The organism is Gilliamella sp. (assembly GCF_024104075.1).
Classification (GTDB): Bacteria; Pseudomonadota; Gammaproteobacteria; order Enterobacterales; family Orbaceae; genus Gilliamella; species Gilliamella bombi.
Genome location: NZ_JAGGHR010000064.1, coordinates 1 through 2788, shown reverse-complemented (window position 1 = coordinate 2788; position 2788 = coordinate 1). Strand labels below are relative to the sequence as shown.

Sequence of the window (2788 nt, the reverse complement as noted above, 5' to 3'; positions counted from 1 at the left end):
CAAGGAGTGGATTATGCTAGATATGCCACTTTCTAACTGGCGCACCATCACCGCCACCTCATCCATGCCTTTATATGCCGTGCTTTCTAACGTCAGTGATGCGCAAGCCGTTAAAAACTACTATATTACCGATAGCTCGCAAACGCCTTATGGGCTTTATACTGGCACCCCTTACGAGCACTGGTTTTCAGTAATGCCTATGCTAGTTAGGCTTGATGAACACAGTCCTTTTTTAGATTGGGTAAACAACACTGAGTATAAAGACTGGGGCTGGTTAGCACGCTCTCATTTACCCTTTGAAGACATCTGCGCGCATTTACGCAGCTTAACCCAAGCCATAATGCCCGATGGCGAAACAGTATTTTTTCGCTATTGGGATGGTGAGTACCTGTCAATTATGCTTGATCACTTTGCCGATAGTTGGCAAGACGTGCTGCCTGCCTTTGCTTTTTACTGGATTAATCACCAATCGCACGTGGTGCATGTGCCGTTTGAACAAGCCGTGCAAACATCGCCTTGGTGGCAGGTGCCAAAAGGACTTATTGACTCAATATCTAAAAAAAATCAAACGCCTTTAATTAACAATATTATACAACTCCTACAACATGATTATCCTGAGATTTATTTTAGATTCGATGAAGATATTTTATATAAAAAACTGACCTATCTTATCTCTAAATTTTCGAGTAATCACCTAAATCAGGTCAGTAAAGTGATTGAACAGCTAACTCGATAGATAGCATAAAAGTCAAGGTATAGAGATAGAGTATGAATAATAAAGATAATAATGACAATAAAGATAGAAAACAAGAAATCTTAAAGCCTATTTTGGTGCGTTTTTCAAAGATTCTAGATGTTATCGACCACGAAGTGCATAATAAATATAAACAACAACTCAAAGAAAAAGGTGTTGCAAGTGGTATTCAATTACTCAGTTTAAATAAAAAACTCAGTAAAACGGCTAGGGAAAAAACAATAGAGGATGCACAAAAAATAACACCTTGGTTGTATCCTGACCCAGAACAACAAAAAGAAAATGATGCCGAGAACTTTAAAAATTTAGAGCGAGTCACCGCAAAATGTCCTTTAAATCAAAAAATTGTTATTCAATATGGTATTGACCCCAAATTATCGATATTTGCTAATACGCATCTTGAGCGAGATAAATTACCTATTAATGAAAGATTTCTGAAAGTCGGTAAATTAAAAGGGAAATTACTACCAGTCTTAACAGAACATGTCCCCAATAAATACGGTCCCACCAATATGGCTCACAGTGTTTTTTCGCCAGATGAAAAAAATGCCATACCCTTTGAGTTAAATGAAGATGGGATAGCCGTTATTGAAAATTGTACCCCAGGTCGTCGCTATTATGTTCGAATTGCGCCGATAACCGATGAAGAAGAAATTAATAAGTGGTTTACGGGTTATACACAAATTATTGAGCACTTGTCTGAATTTTTAACATCAGAATGGGATAATATACATTCTAAACGTTGGAAAATATACGATGAAAAATATCAACAAATCGAAAAATTAAATACAAATAATACCACTGGGTTCCCACTAAATCCTCATACTTCTGTTGTGCTAGGCGATTTTATACGAGGTATCATTGATGAAGGTAAGCAACCTATTATAGATGGATTGGAATTTTCATTAAAATACAGTCCAACCCCATTGGGGGTTTTAAATGCCCTTGATTTGGCAAAAGCAGCGTCGGATAAATTTTGGGAATGGTATCATTCTTCTGAAAAAAAAGAAGATGAACAAAAAGAAGCCTATTTTTTTGTGCAAGATGAAGTTTATATCTATATCATTGCAGCTGCAGTGGAATATTGGTATCAATTGCAGTCACCAAAGGATAAAGCTTATCTCGCTGGAAAGGCTTTTTTTCATATTGCGGTTGAAATTGTTTTGTTTATTGCTGAATGTTACCTCATTGGAAAAGTTATTCCTATTGCTGCAAGTATAATCAGAGCCTCTTCCTCAGCTATCAGCCGAAGCGCCGCTGCGTTACGGGCTAAAGGTGGCGTTAGCGCGGTTGAAACCGCCACAACAGAAGATGTTATTTTATCAATGCCACAACGTTTTGTTGATTTTTTTGGCTCAAACCCCAAAAAGGTTGCTTTACCCGAAAGTACATCCGGTGGAATGACCGAAGAAATTGTACTTAAGGAAGGCGAAATTAATTATATTAACAATGCAGGAATAAATGAAGCGACTATGGAGATGGGCAATGCCGTAAAAACGGAGAGTAGTACGGTAAAAAACTTGCCTAAAGAAGTCGACGGTAATGCCATTAAAGGTGAAACCAATCTAGACCCAGTATCAATGTTAACCGGTGAAGAATTATTAACCCTTGTTGATGATACGCTATTTAGCCAATTCCCGTTTGTTTGGCAACGCCTTTACCGGACCAGTGCCGTTGAGTTCAATAATGGATTAGGCTATGGTTGGAGCCACACGCTTTGTCATAGCCTTACCTTTACTGATGACCATCACATCATCTGGCAAAATCACGAAAATAACCTTATCACCTTTTCCCTGCCGACTGAATCGGTACCAGCTATTCATAATTTACTGTCAGAAGCAGCCATCTACCTTGGGCATGAGCCTAATCACTATTTGGTAAGCTGTGAATCTGGCATTTATCATTTTGTGCGTGAAACGGCCGAGTCTAAACAGGCTAAACTGTTAGCTATCAGCGATAAATATGGTCATCAGCATAATGTGATTTACGATAGTGATGGTGAGCTCATTGGCCTTGAGCTATCAGGCGGGGTAA

General features: G+C 38.5%; 2 protein-coding genes. Both read left to right on the top strand.

Annotated elements, in window-relative coordinates; genetic code table 11:
* A partial coding sequence (locus tag J6569_RS11030) for a DUF4123 domain-containing protein (protein WP_296318498.1) occupies positions 1-736 on the top strand: 736 nt, incomplete at its 5' end.
* A 32-nt stretch (positions 737-768) separates the two neighbouring features.
* Positions 769-2788 (top strand): DUF6531 domain-containing protein (locus J6569_RS11025; RefSeq protein WP_296318496.1); only part of this gene is annotated, 2020 nt, incomplete at its 3' end.